The 19,990-nt window shown below is 71.3% G+C and carries 13 protein-coding genes, 1 tRNA gene and 2 rRNA genes; 14 read left to right on the forward strand and 2 right to left on the reverse strand.

Annotated features, from left to right (window positions below; translation table 11 throughout):
- From B073_RS0111235 to B073_RS0111250, 4 genes are all read left to right on the forward strand, one after another.
- Positions 1–108, forward strand: a 23S ribosomal RNA gene (locus tag B073_RS0111235); the annotation flags it as partial.
- Between the two features lie 72 nt (positions 109–180).
- Positions 181–297: ribosomal RNA gene (rrf, locus tag B073_RS0111240) — 5S ribosomal RNA — on the forward strand.
- Between the two features lie 115 nt (positions 298–412).
- Positions 413–1,090, forward strand: a complete 678-nt coding sequence (locus B073_RS0111245; protein ID WP_026247267.1) for a DegT/DnrJ/EryC1/StrS family aminotransferase — start codon at positions 413–415, stop codon at positions 1,088–1,090.
- 58 nt (positions 1,091–1,148) lie between these two features.
- Positions 1,149–1,221, forward strand: a tRNA-Thr gene (locus tag B073_RS0111250).
- A gap of 98 nt (positions 1,222–1,319) precedes the next feature.
- Here B073_RS0111250 and B073_RS0111255 read toward each other — a convergent pair.
- The gene (locus B073_RS0111255) at positions 1,320–3,980 is read right to left on the reverse strand and encodes a SpoIIE family protein phosphatase (RefSeq protein ID WP_037811478.1); all 2,661 of its coding nucleotides are present in this window, start codon (positions 3,978–3,980) and stop codon (positions 1,320–1,322) included.
- Positions 3,981–4,241: 261 nt separating this feature from the next.
- Here B073_RS0111255 and B073_RS0111260 point away from each other — a divergent pair, with 261 nt between their 5' ends.
- From B073_RS0111260 to B073_RS43260, 10 genes are all read left to right on the forward strand, one after another.
- Positions 4,242–9,734, forward strand: coding sequence for a HAMP domain-containing protein (locus B073_RS0111260; RefSeq protein ID WP_026247268.1), 5,493 nt, complete (start codon positions 4,242–4,244; stop codon positions 9,732–9,734).
- A gap of 268 nt (positions 9,735–10,002) precedes the next feature.
- Positions 10,003–10,662: a response regulator gene (locus B073_RS0111265; RefSeq protein WP_018538197.1), complete on the forward strand. Its 660-nt coding sequence runs from the start codon at positions 10,003–10,005 to the stop codon at positions 10,660–10,662.
- 110 nt (positions 10,663–10,772) lie between these two features.
- Entirely contained in the window at positions 10,773–13,565 is a 2,793-nt protein-coding gene (locus B073_RS0111270) for a DNA translocase FtsK (RefSeq protein ID WP_037811485.1), read from the forward strand.
- Between the two features lie 223 nt (positions 13,566–13,788).
- Complete coding sequence (locus tag B073_RS0111275; protein WP_018538199.1) at positions 13,789–14,646, forward strand: helix-turn-helix domain-containing protein; 858 nt, start codon at positions 13,789–13,791, stop codon at positions 14,644–14,646.
- A gap of 106 nt (positions 14,647–14,752) precedes the next feature.
- The gene (rimO, locus tag B073_RS0111280) at positions 14,753–16,273 is read left to right on the forward strand and encodes a 30S ribosomal protein S12 methylthiotransferase RimO (RefSeq protein ID WP_018538200.1); all 1,521 of its coding nucleotides are present in this window, start codon (positions 14,753–14,755) and stop codon (positions 16,271–16,273) included.
- Positions 16,270–16,920 (forward strand): CDP-diacylglycerol--glycerol-3-phosphate 3-phosphatidyltransferase, encoded by a 651-nt coding sequence (gene pgsA, locus B073_RS0111285; protein WP_018538201.1) that lies wholly within the window; start codon positions 16,270–16,272, stop codon positions 16,918–16,920. The genes rimO and pgsA overlap by 4 nt, the downstream gene beginning before the upstream one ends.
- Positions 16,917–17,438, forward strand: coding sequence for a CinA family protein (locus B073_RS0111290; protein WP_018538202.1), 522 nt, complete (start codon positions 16,917–16,919; stop codon positions 17,436–17,438). Before pgsA ends, B073_RS0111290 begins: the two co-directional genes overlap by 4 nt.
- Before the next feature lie 109 nt (positions 17,439–17,547).
- Positions 17,548–17,931: a helix-turn-helix domain-containing protein gene (locus B073_RS0111295; RefSeq protein WP_016571084.1), complete on the forward strand. Its 384-nt coding sequence runs from the start codon at positions 17,548–17,550 to the stop codon at positions 17,929–17,931.
- Between the two features lie 195 nt (positions 17,932–18,126).
- On the forward strand, positions 18,127–18,597 hold the full coding sequence (locus tag B073_RS0111300; protein WP_018538203.1) for a Dps family protein: 471 nt from the start codon (positions 18,127–18,129) through the stop codon (positions 18,595–18,597).
- A gap of 142 nt (positions 18,598–18,739) precedes the next feature.
- On the forward strand, positions 18,740–19,090 hold the full coding sequence (locus B073_RS43260) for a hypothetical protein (protein WP_018538204.1): 351 nt from the start codon (positions 18,740–18,742) through the stop codon (positions 19,088–19,090).
- A gap of 37 nt (positions 19,091–19,127) precedes the next feature.
- Here the strand turns inward: B073_RS43260 and B073_RS0111310 are convergent, their stop codons facing one another.
- Complete coding sequence (locus B073_RS0111310; protein ID WP_018538205.1) at positions 19,128–19,979, reverse strand: Fpg/Nei family DNA glycosylase; 852 nt, start codon at positions 19,977–19,979, stop codon at positions 19,128–19,130.
- Between the last annotated feature and the right edge of the window lie 11 nt (positions 19,980–19,990).

Genomic DNA, 19,990 nt, shown 5'->3' on the forward strand with positions numbered 1-19,990 from the left:
CACTTGATGGGGTAAGGCTCCCAGTAGATGACTGGGTTGATAGGCCAGATATGGAAGCATCGTAAGGTGTGGAGTTGACTGGTACTAATAGGCCGAGGGCTTGTCCTCAGTTGCTCGCGTCCACTGTGTTGGTTCTGAAGCCATGAACAGACCAACGGTTGTTCTAAAGTTTCATAGTGTTTCGGTGGTTATAGCGTTAGGGAAACGCCCGGTTACATTCCGAACCCGGAAGCTAAGCCTTTCAGCGCCGATGGTACTGCAGGGGGGACCCTGTGGGAGAGTAGGACGCCGCCGAACTATCATTCAGCTCCGGTCCCTGAACCTTCTGGTTCAGGGACCGGAGCTTTTTTGTTCGGGGGATGAGGTGTTGGGCGTAACGTGACGTTCAACTGTCCTGGACATGCTCCGCGGCATGGGGACAGTGGGAACGCTCAGGTCGGCCGGTGTTCGTGCGGGTGACGAGGTGGTGGTGCCGGCTTACGGCAACGCCGAAGTCGCCTCTGCCGTGGTGGAGTTGGGGGCGGTGCCGGTGTTCGCCGATGTGGATGCCGACAGTTACTGCCTGGATCCGGCGGCGGTGGCGGACGCGGTGAACGGCCGGACCGCCGCCGTGGTGGCGGTGCATCGGTTCGGGCGGCCGGCAGAGGTGGCGTGGATCCGCGAAGTCGGCCGGCGGTACGGGTTGTTGGTGCTGGTCGAGGAGGAGCCGGGGGCGCGGCCGGAGGGGGCGGAGCTGCGGGGGGAGCATGCCCGGTATCTGGACGGGCGGTTGCGGGGCGTACGGACGCCGGTGCCTGCAGCCGGGCACACCTATGAGCGGTATGTGGTGCGGGTGCCGGGAAACGGGCGGCCGGACCGGGATGCCTTCGCACGGGCCTTGCGGGGCAAGGGAGTTGGGTGCCGGGTGCCGGTGCAGACGCCGGTCTACCGGATGCCGGGGTTGCGGCGGGACGTCTTTCTGCCGGAGACCGAGCGGGCGGTCGACGAGACGTTGGCGTTGCCGGTCGAGGCCGGGATGACGCGGCGCGAGGTGCAGCGGATGGCGGGGGCCTGCAATGCGCTGGGCGGATTGCTTCAGCCGGCTTTCTGAGCGGGTGCGTCCGGTTCGGAAATGGCGCGGGAGTGGGGTAGTATTTATCTCGTTGCCGGCCCCAATAGCTCAGTCGGCAGAGCGTCTCCATGGTAAGGAGAAGGTCTACGGTTCGATTCCGTATTGGGGCTCAGATAAGGGAAAGTCCCTCACCGACCGGTGGGGGACTTTTTCGTTTGCGGGAGTGCGGGAAAGGGCGGGTGGGCCCCGCCGCCCGGCCCTGAAGGCCCTAGGCGGCGGGGATTTCGGGGACGCGGAGGGCGAGGATGGCCATGTCGTCGGAGGCTGGTTCGGCGGCGAAGCGTTCCACGGCGCGCAGGACGCGGGCGGCGACGGCGCCGGCGGTCAGGCCCGTACACGTCGTCAGGACGTCGGTGAGGCCGTCGTCGCCGAGCATGCGGGTGCCCTCGCGGCGTTCGGTGACGCCGTCGGTGACGCACAGCAGGACGTCGCCGGGGTCGAGGGTGACGGTCTGTTCGTAGAGTTCCAGGTCGTCCATGACGCCGAGGAGGGGCTGGGGTTCGGCGGCCGGCTCGACCGAGCCGTCCTGGCGGAGGCGGAGCGGGAGCGGGTGCCCGGCGCAGACCACCTTCAGCAGGGCGCTGCCGTCGTCCTGGGGCCACAACTCGCCGTAAAGGAGCGTCAGGAAGCGGCTGCGGGCGCCCTCGTCGAGGATGGCGGCGTTGAGCCGCTCCAGGACGGCGGGGCCGCCGAAGCCCTCGCGGGCGAGGAGGCGGAGGGCGTGGCGGGCCAGGCCCGTGACGGCGGCGGCCTCGGGGCCGGTGCCGCAGACGTCGCCGATGGCGAAGCCGTAGGCGCCGTCCCGGATGGGGAAGAGGTCGTAGAAGTCGCCGCCGACCTCGTTGCCCTCGCCGGCCGCGCGGTAGATGACCTCGGCCTCGACGCCGGGGATGTCGGGGAGTTCCGGGGGCAGCAGGCTGCGCTGGAGGGACTGGCTGATGGCGGTGCGCTCGCTGTAGAGGCGGGAGTTGTCCAGGGCGAGGGCGGCGCGTCGGGAGAGGTCCTCGGCGAGTTCGAGGATCTCCTGGCGGAAGTGCTCCTCGGTGGGCTTGCCGAGGGTGAGCATGCCGATGACGCGGTTGCGGGCGACCAGGGGGAGGACGACGGTCTCGCCGCCGACCGCGGCGGCGGTGGCGAGAGTGGCGCCGGGCCCCTTGGACGGGCGGGCGGACTCCTCCAGGCCGAGGCTGCGCAGGGAGGTGCGCAGCGCCGCGTCGTGGGCGGCGTCGGCGGGGGCGGTCCAGACGCGGGCGCCGGGGGTGGGGACCGGTTCGGGCGGATCGACCCTCTGCAGGAGGGTCTTGAGGCCGTCGATGCGGTCCTCGTCCTCGTGGAGGACGTAGGAGAGTTCGGGTTCGGACGCCTGGTCGGCGACGGTGTAGACGGCGCACCAGGTGGCGAGCGTGGGGACCGTCATCTGGGCCATCAGGGCCAGGGTCTGGTCGCGGTCGAGGGTGCCGGCCAGGAGGTCGGACGCCTCGACGAGGAAGGAGAGGGAGCCGCGGCGGAGCTTCTCCAGCTCGGTGAGGCGGGCCCGTTCGACGGCGAGGGCGATGCGGTCGGCGGCGAACTGGAGGCGCAGGGCCTCTTCGTTGGTGTAGCGGGCGGGGCTCTCGGCGGCGACGCCCAGCGAGCCGGTGAGCCGGCCCTCGACCTTGAGCGGGACGGTGACGACCGAGCGCATGCCCGTGCCGGACAGCAGCGGGACGGCGCCGGGGACGGCGGTGAGGTCCTCGTGGACGGCGGGCATCCGGGCGGAGCCGTAGCGTCCGGAGCCGGCCTCGACGGGGACGCGGGCGAACCGCTGGCGGGCGGAGGGCAGGCCCGTCGAGGCGCGGACCTCCAGCTCGGTCTCGTCGTCGGTGGCGAGGAGGAGGTAGGCGGCGTCGCCGTCGAGCATGTCGCGGGCGCGTTCGACGGTGCGCTGGAGGAGGCCGTCGAGGTCGTCGGGGGCGGGGGAGCCGATGAAGACCTCGAAGGGGTCGGCGGGGCGGCCCTCGTGCGTGGGGGTGGCGTCGGTGGCGGGCGGGCGCTGGGGGCTCTGGAGGACGGCGCGCTCGTGGTCGCGGACGAGCAGGCAGACGGTGGACGCCTCGCCGTCGGTGTCGCGGACGCGCAGGTGGGAGGCGTAGACGGGGACGACGCGGCCGTCGGCGTCCCTTATGCCGTAGGAGCCCTCCCAGCGGGAGAGCTGGAGCGCCTCGGCGATGCCGGTGCCGGTGCCGGGGGTGTGCGGCCAGGCGGCGAAGTCGGTGAGGGGTTTGCCGATGACCTGCTCGGGGTCGTAGCCGAAGAGGCCCTGGGCGTCCTCGTTCCAGAACGTGACGCCGCCGCCGCGGTCGACCTGGATCACCGCGACCCGGACCCGGGTGTCGGTGACCGGGAGGGCGTCCACGGGGAGGGCGGGGCCGGCGGAGCGGGTGCCGGCCGGGCGCTCGGGGAGTTCGAGGTGGAACCAGACGTGCTTCTGGGCGGCGGTGTACTCCACGCCCCAGCGGGCGGCCAGCGCGCCGCACAGGAGCAGGCCGCGGCCGCCCTCGCGGTCGGGGTGGACCATGGCCTGGCCGGTGCTCTGGAGGGGGATCTCGCGCTCGGGGTAGCGGTCGGCGACGGAGATCCGGACGCCGCCGTCGGTGCGCAGGCACAGGACGTCGGCGGCGGTGCCGGCGTGCACCACGGCATTGGTGACCAGTTCGCTGGTGAGGACCACGGCGTCGTCGACGATGTCGGCGCAGCCCCAGCCCTGGAGGGTGTCGCGGACGAAGGCGCGGGCTGTGGCGACGGAGCGCCCGACCGGCTCGAAGGTGGCGGCGGCCCGCGCGGTGATCACTGGTCTCCTCATGCGTGTGTCGGTGATCTGCTCCCCCATGGTCGCGGTGCCCCTCCGAATACCTGTCGTGCTCGCACCACCGCCCGTAGGGAAACACCGGGTCGGGTGGACAGCCGTATGCCAGGTTACTTACCTTCGCCGGGCCCGGGGATGCCGGTCACGTGTCTTTCGCCCCAATCGTGCATCGGGACGGTGTGCGATGCTGCCGAACTGTTATGGCCTGGTTGAGCCGTGGTGAAACACTGGGCAAGCATGAAGAGAGAGCCCGGAGAGAACAGTCGACCCTGCGGGAGGGACACGGTGGAGTCTGGCGCAGTCGCGCGGGGCGCAAGCACGCGCGCAAAAGGCGGACGATCCCGGAGTAATGGGACGACTGAGGTCGATACAGCTGCGCTGAATCGGCTGCTCGCCGCGCTCGTCGCCATGCGGGACGGGAACTTCCGCAAGCGGTTGACGGTTTCCGGCGAAGGCGTCATGTCGGAGATCGCGGCGGTCTTCAACGAGGTCGCCGACCGCAATCTGCATCTGACGGGCGAGCTGGCGCGGGTGCGCCGGGTCGTCGGACGTGAGGGAAAGCTCACCGAGCGGCTGGAGGTCGGCGCGGCCGAGGGCTCCTGGGCCGCGGCCATCGAGGCGTCCAACGCCCTGGTCGACGATCTGGTGCGGCCGGTCTCCGAGGTGGGGCGGGTGCTGTCCGCGGTCTCCGAGGGCGACCTTGAGCAGCGGATGGACCTGCGGTCGCGGAGTTCGGACAGCTCTTCGGAGCATCCTCTGAGGGGTGAATTCCTGAAGGTCGGCCGGACCGTCAACGGTCTGGTGGACCAGCTCTCCGCCTTCACCGACGAGGTCACCAGGGTGGCCAGCGAGGTCGGTACGGAGGGCAAGCTCGGCGGCCAGGCGCGGGTGCGCGGAATGTCCGGTTCGTGGAAGGACCTCACGGATTCCGTCAATACGATGGCGTCCCGGCTGACCGCGCAGGTACGTGACATCGCTCTCGTCACCACGGCCGTGGCCAAGGGCGATCTGTCGCGCAAGGTGACCGTCCATGTCGCCGGCGAGATGCTGGAGCTGAAGAACACCGTCAACACGATGGTGGACCAGCTGTCCTCGTTCGCCTCCGAGGTGACCCGGGTCGCACGCGAGGTCGGCACCGAAGGGGAGCTGGGCGGCCAGGCCCAGGTCCCCGGCGTGGCCGGGGTGTGGAAGGACCTGACCGACTCCGTCAACCTCATGGCGGGCAATCTGACCGCGCAGGTGCGCGGGATCGCCCAGGTGACCACCGCGGTCGCCAACGGCGACCTGTCGCAGAAGGTCACGGTCAGCGCCCGCGGCGAGGTGGCGCAGCTGGCCGAGACCATCAACACCATGACCGAGACCCTGCGCACCTTCGCCGACGAGGTGACGCGGGTGGCCAACGAGGTCGGGGCCGAGGGCCAGCTCGGCGGCCAGGCGCAGGTGCCGGGCGCCGCGGGTACGTGGAAGGACCTCACCGACTCGGTGAACAACGCCTTCCGCAACCTCACCGGGCAGGTCCGGGACATCGCCCAGGTGACGACGGCGGTGGCCAACGGCGACCTTTCGCAGAAGGTCACCGTCGATGTGGCCGGCGAGATGCTGGAGTTGAAGAACACCGTCAACACGATGGTGGACCAGCTCTCGTCGTTCGGTGCCGAAGTGACGCGGGTGGCGCGGGAGATCGGCGTCGAGGGCGAACTGGGCGGCCAGGCCGCCGTACCGGGCGCGGCCGGCACCTGGAAGGACCTCACCGACTCCGTCAACACCGCCTTCCGCAACCTCACCGGGCAGGTGCGCAACATCGCCCAGGTGACGACGGCGGTGGCCAACGGCGACCTCTCGCAGAAGGTCACCGTGGACGTCTCCGGCGAGATGCTCCAGCTGAAGAACACCGTGAACACCATGGTGGACCAGCTGTCGTCGTTCGCCGACCAGGTCACCCGCATGGCCAGGGACGTGGGCACCGAGGGCCGGCTGGGCGGCCAGGCGCGGGTGGACGGCGTCAGCGGCACCTGGAAGGAACTGACCGACTCCGTCAACTTCATGGCGGGCAACCTCACCTCGCAGGTGCGGCAGATCGCCCAGGTGACGACGGCGGTGGCGCGGGGCGACCTGTCGCAGAAGATCGACGTCGATGCGCGCGGCGAGATCCTGGAGCTCAAGAACACCATCAACACGATGGTCGACCAGCTCTCCGCCTTCGCCGAGCAGGTGACCCGGGTCGCCCGGGAGGTCGGCACGGAGGGCCGGCTGGGCGGTCAGGCGCAGGTGCCGGGCGTCGCCGGTGTCTGGCGTGATCTGACAGACTCGGTGAACGGCATGGCCGGCAACCTCACCGCCCAGGTCCGCAACATCGCGCAGGTCGCGACGGCGGTGGCGCGGGGCGACCTGTCGCAGAAGATCGACGTGGACGCGCGCGGCGAGATCCTGGAGCTCAAGAACACCCTCAACACCATGGTGGACCAGCTCTCCTCGTTCGCCGAGGAGGTCACCCGGGTCGCCAGGGAGGTCGGCACCGAGGGCATCCTGGGCGGCCAGGCCGAGGTCCAGGGCGTCAGCGGTACGTGGAAGGACCTCACCCAGTCCGTCAACTTCATGGCCAACAACCTGACGTCGCAGGTGCGCAACATCGGCGAGGTGACGACCGCGGTGGCCCGCGGCGACCTCTCCAAGAAGATCACCGTCGACGCCAAGGGCGAGATCCTCGAACTCGTCACGACCGTGAACACCATGGTCGACCAGCTGTCGCTGTTCGCGGAGCAGGTGACGCGGGTGGCCCGCGAGGTCGGTACGGAGGGCCAACTCGGCGGCCAGGCACGGGTTCCGGGCGTCACCGGGATCTGGAAGGACCTCAGCGACAACGTCAACCTGATGGCCAACAACCTGACCATCCAGGTGCGGAACATCTCGCAGGTCTCGGCGGCGGTCGCCAACGGCGACCTGACGAAGAAGGTGACGGTCGAGGCGCGCGGCGAGGTCGCGCAGCTGGCCGACACCGTCAACACCATGGTGACCACGCTCTCGTCGTTCGCCGACGAGGTGACCCGGGTGGCCCGTGAGGTGGGCACCGACGGCATCCTGGGCGGCCAGGCCCGGGTGCCCGGTGTCGCCGGCACGTGGAAGGACCTCACCGAGTCGGTGAACTCCATGGCCAACAACCTCACCGGCCAGGTCCGCAACATCGCCATGGTCACCACCGCCATCGCCAAGGGCGACCTGACCAAGAAGATCGACATCGACGCGCGGGGCGAGATCCTGGCGCTGAAGACCACCATCAACACGATGGTCGACCAGCTGTCGTCGTTCGCCGAGCAGGTCACCAGGGTGGCCCGCGAGGTGGGCACGGAGGGCCAGCTGGGCGGTCAGGCGCAGGTGCGCGGCGTGGCCGGCACCTGGAAGGACCTGACGGAGTCGGTGAACGAGATGGCCGGGAACCTCACCCGGCAGGTCCGGGCCATCGCCGCGGTCGCCGCCGCGGTGACCCTCGGCGACCACAACGTCCGCATCGACGTGGACGCGGCCGGCGAGATCCTGGAGCTCCAGGACAACATCAACACCATGATCTCCACGCTCCGGGAGACCACCCTCGCCAACGAGGAACAGGACTGGCTGAAGGGCAACCTCGCCCGGATCTCCGGTCTGATGCAGGGTCGGCGCGACCTCAAGGACGTCGCCACGCTCATCATGAGCGAGCTCTCGCCCGCGGTCTCCGCGCAGCACGGGGCGTTCTTCCTCGCCGCGCGGCCCGACGTGCAGGAGATCGGCACCGACGGCGACGGCGGGTACGAGCTGCGGCTGATGGGCTCGTACGGCTACTCCATGGGGGAGATGCCGACGACGTTCCGGCCCGGGGAGACGCTGATCGGGACGGCGGCCGAGGAGGGCCGCACGATCCTGGTGGAGAACGTGCCCTCCGGCTACCTCAAGATCGCCTCGGGGCTGGGGGAGGCGCCGCCGGCCAACATCATCGTGCTGCCGGTGCTCTTCGAGGACAAGGTCCTCGGCGTCATCGAGCTGGCGTCCTTCCAGCCGTTCACCCAGATCCAGAAGGACTTCCTCAGCCAGATCGCCGAGATGATCGCGACGAGCGTCAACACCATCTCGGTCAACACCAAGACCGAGGTGCTGCTGGGGCAGTCGCAGGAGCTGACCGAGCAACTGCGGGAGCGCTCCGCGGAGTTGGAGAGCCGGCAGAAGGCGCTGGAGCTGTCCAACTCCGAACTGGAGGAGAAGGCCGAGCAGCTGCGGGCGCAGAACCGCGACATCGAGGTGAAGAACACCGAGATCGAGGAGGCCCGGCAGGTCCTGGAGGAGCGTGCCGAGCAGCTCGCGGTCTCCATGCGCTACAAGTCGGAGTTCCTGGCGAACATGTCGCACGAGCTGCGCACGCCGCTGAACTCGCTGCTGATCCTCGCCAAGCTGCTGGCCGACAACGCCGAGGGGAACCTCTCCCCGAAGCAGGTGGAGTTCTCCGAGACCATCCACGGCGCCGGTTCCGACCTGCTCCAGCTGATCAACGACATCCTCGACCTGTCCAAGGTGGAGGCCGGCAAGATGGACGTCAGCCCGACCCGGATCGCGCTGGTCCAGCTCGTCGACTACGTCGAGGCGACGTTCCGGCCGCTGACGGCCGAGAAGGGGCTCGACTTCTCCGTACGGGTCTCCCCGGAGCTGCCCGCGACGCTCCACACCGACGAGCAGCGGCTCCTCCAGGTACTGCGCAACCTCCTGTCCAACGCGGTGAAGTTCACCGACAGCGGTGCGGTCGAGCTGGTGATCCGGCCGGCCGGGGAGGACGTCCCGGTGGCCATCCGTGAGCAGCTGCTGGAGCACGGCTCGCTGCGCGACCCGGACGCCGACATGATCGCCTTCTCGGTGACCGACACCGGTATCGGCATCGCGCCGAGCAAGATGCGGGTCATCTTCGAGGCGTTCAAGCAGGCCGACGGGACCACCAGCCGCAAGTACGGCGGTACGGGCCTGGGCCTGTCCATCAGCCGGGAGATCGCACGGCTGCTGGGCGGCGAGATCCACGTCCAGAGCGAGCCCAACCGCGGCTCGACGTTCACGCTGTACCTGCCGCACAACCCCGGCGGGCTGCCGCCGCAGGGCTATCCGCAGCTGGTCGCCGGCGGGCTGGCGATGGACGCGGAGGCGCGCGAGGTCGAGACCGGGCACGTCGAGGGCGAGGAGCCGGCGCGTGAGACGGGGGCCGGCGGCAGCCTCAACCGGCGCCGGCGGCGGGCGGTTTCGGGCGCGGCGCGGCGGCTCGCGCTGCCCGGCCAGGCGCCGTCCGCGGCGGCCGGTGCGCCGCAGCCGCCGGCCGCGGCGGGCCACCAGCCGGACGAGTCCTGGCTCGGCAACGGGCAGGACCTCGTCGACCCGGGCTTCGAGGGCGGCTTCCACGGCGAGAAGGTGCTGATCGTCGACGACGACATCCGCAACGTCTTCGCGCTCACCAGCGTCCTGGAGCAGCACGGCCTGTCGGTGCTGTACGCGGAGAACGGCCGGGAGGGCATCGAGGTGCTGGAGCAGCACGACGATATCGTGCTGGTCCTGATGGACATCATGATGCCGGAGATGGACGGTTACGCGACCACGGCCGCGATCCGGCGGATGCCGCAGTTCGCCGGGCTGCCCATCATCGCGCTGACCGCGAAGGCGATGAAGGGCGACCGGGAGAAGAGCATCGACGCCGGGGCGTCGGACTACGTGACCAAGCCGGTGGACACCGACCATCTGCTGTCGGTCATGGAGCACTGGATGCGGCAGAGGTGACGGGGCGTCCGGTGGGCGTCCAGTATGGGGATCCGGAAGAGGATCACCGCGTGCTGACTGAGTGTGGCCGTGGACGTGTGGAACCGCGGGATTCGGGGAACCTTCTCGTCTCTCGCTGCGTTTCTGCTACGTGCACAGTGACATCGCGGTGACAGGGTGTGGCGACAGGCGGGGTGCAGCTACCATGACCGGCACAAGGACGGGCGGCGTGACGGAGCCGTCCCCTGGGGCGGCGTCCGGTTCGATGCCGGGGCGAGGAGGACGGGCCATGGTGCAGAAGGCCAAGATCCTCCTGGTCGATGACCGGCCGGAGAATCTGCTGGCGCTGGAGGCGATCCTCTCCGCGCTCGATCAGACACTGGTGCGGGCATCGTCCGGGGAGGAAGCGCTCAAGGCACTGCTCACCGACGACTTCGCGGTGATTCTGCTCGATGTGCAGATGCCGGGGATGGACGGTTTCGAGACCGCCGCGCACATCAAACGGCGGGAGCGCACCCGCGACATCCCGATCATCTTCCTCACCGCGATCAACCACGGCCCGCACCACACCTTCCGCGGCTACGCGGCGGGCGCGGTCGACTACATCTCCAAGCCGTTCGACCCGTGGGTGCTGCGCGCCAAGGTCTCGGTCTTCGTCGACCTGTACATGAAGAACTGCCAACTGCGCGAGCAGGCGGCGCTGCTGCGGCTGCAACTGGACGGCGGCCGGCAGGCCGTCGGCGAGACCAAGGAGTCCGCCGGGCTGCTCGCCGAGCTCTCCGCGCGGCTGGCCGCCGTCGAGGAGCAGGCCGAGGCGCTCTCCAAACAGCTCGACGAGTCCGCGGACGCCGCGGCGGTGGCCACCGCCGCGCATCTGGAGCGCAAACTCACCGGCCTGCGGCGGGCGCTGGACGCCCTGGAGCCGGGGGCCGGGGCGCCCACCGGCTGACGGGGCGTCCGGGGCCGTCTGACGGCCTCTCATGAGTCCGGCGCGCGACACGAATGGGTGAAGCGCCGCGCGCTCGTGCCGTGCGCGCCGGCGCCTGTAATCTCGTCGGCATGGCCTCACGTACGTCCGGCAAGGGAACCCAGCGCACGGCGGGCCCCTCGAAGCCGCGCGCCGGACAGTCCGGGGGCGCCGCGAAGAAGACCGCCGCCAAGAAGACGCCCGCGAAGCGGCCGCCGGCCAAGAAGACCGCGGCCGCCAAGAAGGCCCCGGCGCGCAAGGCGCCCGCCAAGAAGGCCGCGGCCAGGTCGGCGCCGTCGCCGACCGGCGGCGTGTACCGCGTGGCGCGGGCCTGCTGGCTCGGTGCCGCGCACGGCATCGGCGCGGTGTTCCGCAGTTTCGGCCGCGGCGCCAAGAACCTCGATCCGGCGCACCGCAAGGACGGGCTGGCGCTGCTGCTGCTCGGCCTGGCCCTGGTCGTCGCGGCCGGCACCTGGTCCAATCTGTCCGGTCCGGTCGGCAATCTCGTCGAGTTGCTGGTCACCGGCGCATTCGGCCGGCTCGACCTGGTCGTCCCGATACTGCTCGGCGGCATCGCGATCCGGCTCATCCGGCATCCGGAGCGGCCGGAGGCCAACGGCCGGATCGTCATCGGGCTCTCGGCGCTGGTGGTCGGCGTGCTCGGGCAGGTGGCGATGGCCTGCGGGTCCCCGGGGCGGGACGACGGGCTCGCCGCCATACAGGACGCCGGTGGCTATGTCGGCTGGGCGGCGTCCAAACCGCTGATCTTCACCGTCGGCCAGACCCTGGCGGTGGCGCTGCTGGTGCTGCTGACCGTCTTCGGGCTGCTGGTGGTGACCGCGACGCCGGTGAACGCCATCCCGCAGCGGCTGCGGGCCCTCGGCGTGCGGCTCGGCCTGCTGGAGGGCGCGGAGGAGACCGCCGACGAGTACGACGAGGCGGAGTACGCCGCGGAGTGGCGCGAGCAGCCGGCCCGCCGGCCGCGTCGCGCCGCCGCGGCGGCCGACGGCGAACCGGACGCGCTGGAGGAGGCCGCGCTCGCCAGGCGGCGGCCGCCGCGGCGGGGCCCGGAGCGGCCCGCCGACCGGCCGATGGACGCCGTGGACGTGGCCGCCGCGGCCGCCGCGGCGCTGGACGGCGCGGTGCTGCACGGCGTCCAGCCCTCGCCGCTGGTCGCCGAACTCAGCGGCGGCATCGGGGAGCGCCGGGAGCGCGGTGAGGATACGGGCGAGCAGAGCGGCGCGGTGCCGCCGGCCCGCGGCGCGGAGCCGTCCGCGGCGGGCAGCGGCGCCGAGCGCCTCTCGAAGGTGCCCGACCTCACCAAGTCGTCGGTGCCGGACCTCACCAAGGCCGCGCCGGAACCGTCCGGCGAGCTGCCGCCGCGCGCCGAGCAGCTCCAGCTCGCCGGCGACATCACCTACGGGCTGCCCTCGCTGGACCTGCTCACCCGGGGCGGGCCGGGCAAGGCGCGGAGCGCCGCCAACGACGCCATAGTGGAGTCGCTGACGAACGTCTTCACCGAGTTCAAGGTCGACGCCGCGGTCACCGGCTTCACCCGCGGCCCGACGGTCACCCGCTACGAGGTCGAGCTGGGCCCCGCGGTGAAGGTCGAGAAGATCACGGCGCTGGCCAAGAACATCGCGTACGCGGTGGCCTCCCCGGACGTGCGGATCATCTCGCCGATCCCCGGCAAGTCCGCGGTCGGCATCGAGATTCCGAACACCGACCGCGAGATGGTCAACGTCGGGGACGTGCTGCGCCTCGCGGACGCCGCCGAGGACGACCACCCGATGCTGGTCGCGCTCGGCAAGGACGTCGAGGGCGGCTATGTGATGGCGAACATCGCGAAGATGCCGCACGTCCTGGTCGCGGGCGCGACCGGCTCGGGCAAGTCGTCGTGCATCAACTGCCTGATCACCTCGGTCATGATGCGCGCCACCCCCGAGGACGTCCGGATGGTGCTGGTCGACCCCAAGCGCGTCGAGCTGACGGCCTACGAGGGCATTCCGCACCTGATCACGCCGATCATCACCAACCCCAAGCGGGCGGCCGAGGCGTTGCAGTGGGTGGTGCGCGAGATGGACCTGCGCTACGACGACCTCGCGGCGTTCGGCTACCGCCACATCGACGACTTCAACGAGGCGGTCCGTACCGGCAAGCTCAAGACGCCCGAGGGCAGCGAGCGGGAGCTGGCCCCGTACCCGTATCTGCTGGTGATCGTCGACGAGCTGGCGGACCTGATGATGGTGGCGCCGCGGGACGTCGAGGACGCCATCGTCCGCATCACGCAGCTGGCCCGGGCGGCCGGTATCCACCTGGTGCTGGCGACCCAGCGGCCCTCGGTCGACGTCGTCACCGGCCTGATCAAGGCCAATGTGCCGTCCCGGCTGGCGTTCGCGACCTCCTCGCTGGCCGACAGCCGGGTCATCCTCGACCAGCCGGGCGCCGAGAAGCTGATCGGCAAGGGCGACGGGCTGTTCCTGCCGATGGGGGCGAACAAGCCGGTCCGCATGCAGGGCGCGTTCGTCACCGAGGAGGAGGTGGCCGCCGTCGTCCAGCACTGCAAGGACCAGATGGCGCCCGTCTTCCGGGACGACGTCACCGTCGGCTCCGCCAGGAAGAAGGAGATCGACGAGGACATCGGCGACGACCTCGACCTGCTGTGCCAGGCGGCGGAGCTGGTGGTCTCCACCCAGTTCGGGTCGACGTCGATGCTGCAGCGCAAGCTGCGGGTGGGGTTCGCCAAGGCGGGCCGGCTGATGGACCTGATGGAGTCGCGGAACGTCGTCGGGCCGAGCGAGGGCTCCAAGGCGCGGGACGTGTTGGTCAAGCCCGATGAATTGGACGGAGTGCTGGCGCTGATCCGGGGGGAGGCTAACCAGTAGCACGCACGTACGGGCCGTCCCGTGCGTGCGAGGAGGCAACCGTTTCCCTCGGCGGTCCGTCAAGTTGAGGGAGGCGGGGAGGCAGCTCCGGCCTCCGGCCCCGAGGCAGCGCCGAGGGGCGTTCTGATGGCGTACAAACCCGGCTCTCCCGCTTGCCCGACCCTTTCGCAACACCCCTAGACTGAACTTCCAGCAGGTGGCTACACGCTCGAAAGGCGCCCCCGTGTCCATCGGCAACTCCCCCAACTCCCCCGAAGAGGACCGGCCTTCCGTCGAAGAGGACCGGCCTTCTCCCGGTCCGGACCGGCCGTCGGTCGGTCGAGCCCTCCAGCAGGCCCGCATCGGCACGGGACTGACCGTCGAAGAGGTCAGTACGGCGACGCGGGTGCGGATCCCGATCGTGCAGTCCATCGAGCAGGACGACTTCTCGCGGTGCGGCGGCGACGTCTATGCCCGCGGCCACATCAGAACGCTCGCCCGCGCCGTCTCCCTCGACCCCGGGCCCCTGATCGAACGTTACGACGCCGACCACGGCGGCCGGCCCTCGCCGACCGTCGCCGCCCCGCTCTTCGAGGCGGAGCGGATCCGGTCGGAGCCCCGCCGCCCCAACTGGACCGCCGCGATGGTCGCCGCCATCGTCGCGGTGATCGGCTTCGCCGGCTTCACGTTCTTCAGCAGCGGCAGCAAGCACGAGGGCGGCCCGATCGCCTCCGACACCGCCAAGGCCGACAAGCCGGGGCCGGCCCGCACCATCCACCCCCGGGCCCCGCAGCCTCCCCAGCCGGCACCCTCCGACAGCGCCATCGCCGGGCTGCCCAAGGACAAGGTCACGATCAAGGTGACCGCCAAGGACGGGCAGAGCTGGATCTCCGCCAAGGACGCCGACGGCACGCTCCTGCAGGACGGGCTGCTCAAGCAGGGGGAGTCGAAGACGTTCACCGACAAGAAGCGGATCGACCTCGTCGTCGGCAACGCCGGTGCCGTACAGCTGTACGTCAACGGCAAGGAGGTCAAGAAGGTCGGCGACGAGGGCTCGGTGGAGCGGTTGAGCTACACGCCGGGAGACCCGCAGGCCGGCTGAGGACCGGTGCCCGGCAGCTCTCCGCCGCCCGCCCCCGGGACCCCTGGGGCGGGCGGCGGAGACCTGCACGCCATGGGGGTGTCCGGGACGAAGTAGGCTGAGCCCCATGCCCGAACGCCGTACCGTCGCCCTTGTCACCCTTGGCTGCGCCCGTAACGAGGTGGACTCGGAGGAGCTCGCAGGCCGCTTGGCAGCGGACGGCTGGGAGCTCGTCGAGGACGCCACCGACGCGGATGTCGCCGTCGTCAACACCTGCGGCTTCGTCGAGGCCGCCAAGAAGGACTCCGTCGACGCCCTGCTGGAGGCCAACGATCTGAAGGCCGCGGCCCGGGAGGGGGACGGCCGCACCCAGGCCGTCGTCGCGGTCGGCTGCATGGCCGAGCGCTACGGCAAGGAGCTGGCCGAGGCGCTGCCCGAAGCGGACGGGGTGCTCGGCTTCGACGACTACGCCGACATCTCCGACCGGCTCCAGACGATCCTCAGCGGCGGCATCCACGCCTCGCACACCCCGCGCGACCGCCGCAAGCTGCTGCCGATCAGCCCGGCCGAGCGCCAGGGCGCCGCCGGCGTCGCGCTGCCCGGCCACGCCCAGGAGGCCGCCGAGGAGCCGGCGGCCCCGCCCCAGGACCTGCCCGCGGGCGTCGCGCCGGCCTCCGGGCCGCGGTCGCCGCTCCGCCGCCGGCTGGGCAACGAGCCGGTGGCCTCGGTGAAGCTGGCCTCAGGCTGCGACCGGCGCTGCTCGTTCTGCGCGATCCCGTCCTTCCGCGGCTCGTTCATCTCCCGCCGGCCCTCCGACGTGCTCGGCGAGACCCGCTGGCTGGCCGAGCAGGGCGTCAAGGAGATCATGCTGGTCTCCGAGAACAACACCTCCTACGGCAAGGACCTCGGCGACATCCGGCTGCTGGAGACGCTGCTGCCGGAGCTGGCCGCGGTCGACGGCATCGAGCGGATCCGGGTCAGCTACCTCCAGCCCGCCGAGATGCGGCCCGGCCTGATCGACGTGCTGACCGGCACCGACAAGGTGGCGCCCTACTTCGACCTGTCCTTCCAGCACTCTGCGCCGGGCGTGCTGCGCGCGATGCGGCGGTTCGGCGACACCGACCGCTTCCTGGAGCTGCTGGAGACCATCCGCACCAAGGCGCCCCAGGCCGGGGCGCGCTCCAACTTCATCGTCGGCTTCCCCGGCGAGTCCGAGAGCGACCTGGCGGAGCTGGAGCGCTTCCTCGGCGCGGCCCGGCTGGACGCCATCGGCGTCTTCGGCTACTCCGACGAGGACGGCACCGAGGCCGCCGGCTACGACGGCAAGGTCGATCCCGAGGTGGTCGCCGAGCGGCTGGACCGGGTGTCCCGGCTGGCCGAGGAGCTGACCGCGCAGCGGGCGGCCGAGCGGGTCGGGGAGACGGTCCGGGTGCTGGTGGACCGGATCGACGACGAGGACGACGGGATCGTCGGCCGGGCCGCGCACCAGGCGCCGGAGACCGACGGGGTCACGCTGCTCACGACCGGCCAGGAGCTGCGGCCCGGTCGTATGGTCGAAGCAAAGGTGGTCGCGAGCGAGGGCGTGGACCTCGTGGCGGAGGTGCTGTCGGTGGACGGTACGGGGTGTACCGAGGAGGCGGGCAGATGAGCGGGGCCTCGGCTTCCGCCGCCGGGAGGCCGTGCACCGCGCCGGCCGTCCGGCAGGCCGGGCTGTGGAACATCGCCAACGTCCTGACGATGCTGCGGCTGCTGCTGGTCCCGGCGTTCGTGCTGCTGCTGATGCACGGCGGCGGGACGAGTCCGGCCTGGCGGTCGTTCGCCTGGGCGGCCTTCGCCATCGCCATGATCACCGACGTCTTCGACGGCCATCTGGCGCGCACGTACAACCTGGTCACCGACTTCGGCAAGATCGCCGATCCGATCGCCGACAAGGCGATCATGGGGGCCGCGCTGATCTGTCTGTCGGTACTGGGGGATCTGCCCTGGTGGGTCACGGGCCTGATCCTCTTCCGGGAGCTGGGCATCACCCTGATGCGGTTCTGGGTGATCAAGCACGGAGTGATTCCGGCCAGTCGGGGCGGCAAGATCAAGACATTGGCGCAGGGCGTCGCGGTGGGCATGTACGTCCTGGTGCTGAACGGGCCGCTGGCCACCTTCCGCTGGTGGGTGATGGCGGTGGCGGTGGTGCTGACCGTGGCTACCGGGCTCGACTACGTCCGGCAGGCCGTGGTGCTGCGCCGGGCCGGAGCGGCCCGGGAGCGCGCCGAACGGTCCGACGGGGACGACGCCCGGTGAACGCGCCGGGGTCTGCGGCGGCCGGGGCACTGGAGGTGCTCGCCGGGCGGCGGCAGAGCCTGGCGGTGGCGGAGTCGCTCACCGGCGGGCTGGTCGCGGGCGAGCTGACCGCGGTCCCCGGGGCCTCGCGGGTGGTGCGCGGGGCGGTCACCGCGTACGCCACCGACGTCAAGCGGGAGCTGCTCGGGGTGGACGGCGCGCTGCTGGCCGACCGCGGGGCCGTGGACGGCGAGGTCGCGCGGCAGATGGCCGGCGGCGTGCGGCGGGTGCTCGGCGCGGACTGGGGCATCGCCACCACGGGCGTGGCCGGGCCCGAGCCGCAGGACGGGCAGCCGGTGGGCACCGTCTACGTCGCCGTCCAGGGCCCGGACGGCGCGGGGCAGGTGCGGCGGCTGATGCTGGCGGGGGACCGCGACCGGATCCGCCGGGACAGCGTGCACGCCGTGCTCGCACTGCTGTTGAGCGAACTCACAGAAAATGTGCGGGCACAGGATACGGAACAACACGGGGGGAATTGATGTTTGCAGCCCTGAGTGAACACGTACTCGCTCCCGGCACGGCTGCGGCCCGAGGCGGTACGGTGGGGCGAGAAGGATCCGCATCCGAGGTCCGAGGAGGGAGCCAGCGATGATTCTGCTTCGTCGCCTGCTGGGTGACGTGCTGCGCCGACAGCGTCAGCGCCAAGGCCGCACCCTGCGCGAGGTCTCGTCCTCCGCCCGGGTGTCGCTCGGCTACTTGTCCGAGGTCGAGAGGGGCCAGAAGGAGGCGTCCTCCGAGCTGCTCTCGGCGATCTGCGACGCGCTGGATGTGCGCATGTCCGAGCTGATGCGGGAGGTCAGCGACGAGCTGGCGCTCGCCGAGCTGGCCGCGTCCGCGGCCGCGACCGACACGGTGCCGGCACCGGTCCGGCCGAAGCTCAATTCGGTGTCCGTCACGTCCCTGGCCGGTGTGCCGGAGGAGCGCGTGACCATCAAGTCCCCGGCCGACGTCGTGGATGTCGTCGCGGCCTGACACCGCAGACCACGCATACGTGAAGCCCCGGCGGGCAGCAGCCCCGCCGGGGCTTGCCGTATGCCCTTCGGCCGCCGGGCAGGTGCCCGGCCGGCGGCTTTCCGGCTGCTCGGCGAGAAGCCCCGGCCCGTACCATGGGGCTAAATCGGAATATTCGCCCGAATATCCTCAATGCGCCTGAAAGGGAGTATCTGGATGTCTGTGGTCACAAGCACGCTCTCCGATGAAGCCCGTACCGTCGTCGGCAACGCCCTCCAGGGCGCCCTGGTCGACCTGGTGGATCTCTCCCTGGTCGCCAAGCAGGTGCACTGGAACGTCGTCGGTCCGCGCTTCCGCTCCGTCCACCTCCAGCTCGACGACGTCGTCGCCTCCGCACGGCAGCACGCCGACACGGTGGCCGAGCGGGCCTCGGCGATCGGGGTCACGCCGGACGGCCGGTGCGCGACGGTCGCCAAGACCAGCGGCATCAGCGAGGCGCCCGACGGCTGGGTCAAGGACGGCGACGTCGTCCGCGCGATGGTGGACGCGCTCGGCGCGATCATCGGGCGGATGCGGGAGCGGATCGCCGCCACCGACGAGCCCGACCCGGTCTCCCAGGACCTCCTCATCGGCCTCACCGCCGATCTGGAGAAGCACCACTGGATGTTCCAGGCCGAGGCCCACTGACCGTGACCGCGACGCGGTGACCGGTCGCCGACCGGGCCCGCCGCCCGGGATACCGGAGCGCACCGCACGCGCCGGGCGTGCGCCGGTGCGCCCCTGCCGCCGGGCGGCGGGCCCGGTCTAGCGTCGGCCCGAGGAGGCAGGCATGGCGAGGCGTCCGAGGCCCGTGCCGGGACGGTGGATATCCGCGGCGTTCGTCGCGGGTCTGTGGTGGTGGGCGGTGTGCCGGCTGGTCCTGTGGCCGGGGTCAGCGGGTCCGGTGGAGGGCGCGGTGGCCGCGGCCGGCTGGGGGCTCAGTCTGCTGCCGGTGCACTGCGTTCCGTGGAACGGGCGGCGCGAGGGCGCGCGGGGCCGCGGTGCGGGGCGCGGTGGTGTGCCGGCGGCCGTGGAGGCGCGGCTGGTCGAGGCGTGGTGGGGGAGTGCGCCGGGGCGGCTCGTCGAGGTGTGGCGGCGTCGCCGGTCGGGGGAGGGGGCGGAGCGGGGCGGGCGTGAGTGACGGGGGTTTCTGGTGGGTGGGGGAGTGCCTGGTGGGGTCACGGTGAGGGGGAGGGCGGTGCCGCCGGTGGGGGCGGCTGGCAGGTCGGGCACCAGTAGGTGATGCGTTCCTCGGCGGTGGGGTCCTGGTCGGCGGTACGGACGGGGGTGCCGCAGCGCAGACAGGGGCGGCCGGCGCGGCCGTAGACCCACAGCCGGCGGTCGGGGCGGGCTCCCCCACTGCCCTCGAACGGGCGTGGGCGGTACCCCCACGGAGTGGTGATCCGGGCGGGGCGGTTCTTGTTGGCCTCCAGGAGCTTTCTGGCGAGCGCCGGGGCGCGCTCGGGGGCGGTGAGGCGGCCGACCGGGAGCCAGGGGGAGGCGCCGAGCAGGAAGCACAGCTCGGATTTGTAGACATTGCCGATGCCGGCGAGGTTGCGCTGGTCGAGCAGGGCCTCGCCGAGGGGCCGTTCGGGCACGGCGAGCAGCCGGCGCAGAGCCTCCGCGGGATCCCAGTCCGGGCCCAGCAGATCGGGGCCGAGATGGCCGGTGGCCCGGGACTCGTCGGCGGTGCGCAGGAGTTCCAGGACCGGGAGGCGGTAGCCGACGGCGGTGTGCGCGGCGGTGCCGAGGACCGCCCGGATCTGGTGCGCGGGGCCGCCGCGCCAGCGCTCGGCCGGGGCGTAGATCTTCCACGCGCCGTCCATCCGCAGATGGGAGTGGAGCGTGAGGCCACCCTCGAAGCGGGTGAGCAGATGCTTGCCGCGGGGCACCACCGCGAGCACCGTGCGGCCGGTGAGGTCCACCGTGGCCAGACGGGGGACGCGCAGGTCGCAGCGGGTCAGCGGGCTGCCGGCCAGCGCCTGGTCGAGACGCTGCGCCAGCCGCCAGACGGTGTCGCCTTCGGGCATGGGGCCATCAT

The organism is Streptomyces sp. MspMP-M5 (genome assembly GCF_000373585.1).
GTDB lineage: Bacteria > Actinomycetota > Actinomycetes > Streptomycetales > Streptomycetaceae > Streptomyces.